The sequence below is a fragment of the Patescibacteria group bacterium genome, from assembly GCA_041675205.1.
In the GTDB taxonomy this organism is placed as follows: Bacteria; Patescibacteriota; Patescibacteriia; order GWA2-46-9; family GWA2-46-9; genus JBAYUF01.
Genome location: JBAYUF010000023.1, coordinates 1 through 3,401, shown reverse-complemented (window position 1 = coordinate 3,401; position 3,401 = coordinate 1). Strand labels below are relative to the sequence as shown.

At 49.2% G+C, this 3,401-nt stretch carries 5 protein-coding genes; all 5 read right to left on the bottom strand.

What is annotated here, in order from left to right:
* The coding region (locus WC052_05930; GenBank protein MFA7287174.1) for a hypothetical protein at positions 1 to 632 on the bottom strand (632 nt) is incomplete at its 3' end.
* Complete coding sequence (locus WC052_05925) at positions 562 to 1,077, bottom strand: HNH endonuclease signature motif containing protein (GenBank protein ID MFA7287173.1); 516 nt, start codon at positions 1,075 to 1,077, stop codon at positions 562 to 564. The genes WC052_05930 and WC052_05925, both read right to left, overlap by 71 nt.
* A complete protein-coding gene (locus tag WC052_05920) occupies positions 1,074 to 2,351 on the bottom strand; it encodes a hypothetical protein (GenBank protein MFA7287172.1) in 1,278 nt (425 codons plus the stop codon). Before WC052_05920 ends, WC052_05925 begins: the two co-directional genes overlap by 4 nt.
* A gap of 73 nt (positions 2,352 to 2,424) precedes the next feature.
* Positions 2,425 to 3,039: a GNAT family N-acetyltransferase gene (locus WC052_05915; GenBank protein ID MFA7287171.1), complete on the bottom strand. Its 615-nt coding sequence runs from the start codon at positions 3,037 to 3,039 to the stop codon at positions 2,425 to 2,427.
* A gap of 14 nt (positions 3,040 to 3,053) precedes the next feature.
* A partial coding sequence (locus tag WC052_05910; GenBank protein ID MFA7287170.1) for a hypothetical protein occupies positions 3,054 to 3,401 on the bottom strand: 348 nt, incomplete at its 5' end.

The following is a 3,401-nucleotide window of genomic DNA, read 5'->3' as shown; positions in this document are numbered from 1 at the left end:
GTGGAAACGGTCGAAGGATCGTCTTTGTCCACCAGATTCAAGTCGTATTCTTCTTCACAACGGAAACGCCGGGAGATAAGTTGCTCAATGTCTGGATCAACCAGCGAGCCCTTACGAATCATCTTCGCCGACATTTCTGCAAAATCATCCTCTGTGTGAATGATTGGTTTGCAATGCTCACCGAAGGTCATAACACAGCGCCCGTCGAGACTCATAAGCTTGTAAGTTTTCGCGGTTGCATACATCACGTAGGCTTCCATGAAATTCGACAGATAGTTGCGGTTGGACGCGCCACGGTAACGCACGAAAACCTTTTGCATGAAACGCATTTTTTGCTTGATTGTTTTGTCTTCGTTGAAGAGAAGAACACCGAGTGCCCGCCGTGCTTCTGGCGTCATGGTGTGAATCAAATTTGCTAACGCTCCCAAGTCCCCCGCACCAACAACGTTCTTTGGATCAGGAACGAATTGCTGGCAAGGCTTTGACGTTTTAATCACGTCGAGTTTTGAGCACACTGCTTTATTATTCTCTATGAGAATTTCGCAGTTGAATCCGCTACAGTCACCACAGTTTGGCGAGACTTCCCGCACCGCTGTCTTTACCTTCGCGTTGATCCCTTTTTGAATGCTCATTGTCCAGATAACCCCTAGTCTTTAAAGTTTCACCGAGTGCAAGCAGAATCGCTTTTTCTAGCGATTTGGCGTTGCTGTCCATTTTGAACATATGCAGTGCTGTGTGCAACGCGGGACTAGCCTTGAAAGTCATGACGTACTGTTTTCCACGAACAGCTTCATCACTCAAGATAGCATCCACAAGTATTTTTATATACTGTGCCGCGTTGGATTCCATTTCGGTGTTAGCCCAATACGTGCGGCGAATCGCCCGACCTGTTTTGTGCCTTGCTACTAACGCCAATGCATGCGCGTGCAGCACGTTATGGCATTGTGCACATAACGGGATTTCCAAACTATCCTTCCCGCCTAAAGACTGCGGAATGGTATGATGCCAATGAAGCAAGGAGAACCATTTTCTGCAAATGGAGCAATCTCCTTGTTCATACTTTCCGGCAGCGCTCACGAACGGTTAGTCAGTTCACGATGCTTACGGAGAGAGGCGTCTGTTTGTTTCGAACTACCATGTTTTTCCAAAGACTTGTCGATCAGTTTGCGAGTTTCTTCCGGCATAGCACCGTGGGACAAACGAACCGGGGCTATATTGTGACGCGGGATATCCCAATCAACACGACGGGTGCGCAGACTGGCTTCCAGCATCTTGCGACTGTGTTCGGTCATAATCCAAACCAGCACAATTTTCGGGTTATGTGGGTTACGTACAATCGTTTGTGAAGCAATTGCAAATTTCTTCGGTGCACGACGGTTAACGATTTCGAGAACTTCCTCGATTGCATCCATCAGTTCACTAGAGTTATTTACACTTTTCAGTTTGGTCTTGTCACGGCTAGGGCGGAGTGAAGCTGAAACGCCCATTCGTTCCAAATCCATACAAAGCAGCATTTGATTGTCCAACACGATGAAATGGTCGCCAACCGGCGTAACCTTGAAACCCGCACGCTCCAGCTTGCCGGGATCTTTCATTGCATTGATATCGTCGAATAGTGGAACTACCGGGTGCGCAATCGCGGTGAACGGTGCGCCGTGCGGAATCTGTTTCGGGATAGTGTCTTTCAAATGCTTATACGACTCGGATAATTGAGCGTATTCGTCGTCGTGCTTTTTGGTCAGTTCACGCTTGATAATGCCAGCGTGTTGTTTCGCATCCTTGCCATGCAATGCGTTCCAGAAGTCTTCGTACGTATAATCGTGCATCATTTCTTTGGTGATGGCACGAAGCTGCGAAGCGGTGAAGTTTCGCGAAAGGTACATACCAACGTCGTCGATTACATCCTGACTATCGTATTTCGTAACACCGATAAGCGTTTTGCCGGGATCATAATCTTTCAGCAGGCGATTGATTTCGGCAGACTTGTTTTCGTCTGTTTCGTAATCACGCGCTTGCTCTTTGTCGGCGTCCGTAACTGTGCCCGTTACAGATTTAACCAGCAGTGTATGCAGTGGCCCCAATTTGTCGCGGCTGATGTCCAAACGCAATTCGGTAAAAGTGATTTCCTTATTTGTCAACCCGGTCAATGTGGCTTCGCACAATTTGGTGATTCGGGCCAGAACAGATTTCGAACCTTGTGGGAGTTTCCCACGATTGGAAAGCACTGTTGCACTAGTGATGATTTCTTTCAGCATCGCTTTTATCAAGCTGGGTTTCAGCAGAGTGCCTTCGGCCAACCCTTTTTCGAATGCTGACAGTTGCTCGAATATTGCATCAAAGTCTTTCGACACGGTGTGTATCCCCTTTTAAACGTAGGATAGGCCAAATCGGCCCGGTAAAGAGAAATTACCATTTACGCTTTCGTTATTTCCCCGGCGCATTCTTGCGCATAACGTGTTGCCACTCGTACATGTTGGGCCAGTTGGGCACCCTGCACACCGTATGAAACCCCATCTTTTTATAAAGCCCCCGTGCTTCGATGTTACTTCCCATGCAATGTAGCATCACAGGATAGTTCGCTTTGTATTTCAGTCCCTCAATCCCACGCCAATACTGGATCGAGGTTTCGAGGAACGCGAACATTTTTGCGGCGATTCCTTTTCTTTGAAAATCTGGCAGCACATCCACAAGGTGGATATACGTACCATCGTTGGAACCTGTCGCCATCACGTAACCAAAAGCGTCTAACCCATCATGCGCCACGATCAGAAAACTACCAGCACGCGGAATATGATCAGCGAACAATCCCATTTGGTTTTTATAGGTTTCTTTGAGGATATCCATACAACGGAAATCGTTCATTTCGTAACGCGTACACACAACGCCTAACGCTTTAGCGTCCATGAGAAACTTACCTTGTTCCGTGAGTGTGTCCATAGTAGGCACATGCCAGCCGGTCAACGTTATCTGACCAACGGCGGCATGGTATAGCGCCAAAGGTACGGCGTCAAGCAACCGCACCCCTTGCAAATCAGGCACTTACGAACCATTTGTTACACCGGGTTTACAAGTTCCCCTACGACCAACGGGGCCGGGGTCGGGGCGGTGTAGCGGTCGGCGCGGTGGTCGTAGCCTATGAGTGCGTACATGTCAAAGACGCCCCCAGCCTCTACCACAGGCACGTCGGCCCACAGCGGTGAGGCTGGCACAGCAGCGTGCATGCCTTCCCGTACGGCGGTGTCTATCTGCCATTGGGTTGAGTCGCGCACGTCGTACCACACTGCCGGACTGGTGTAAACCATGCGGGCGCTAGGGTCGTCGGCCTGCCGTGCGTGGCATGCTTTTATGTCTTTGTCGTAATGTGCGGACATTCGTTTTTGGCAGCGGCGGCGAAAACCATT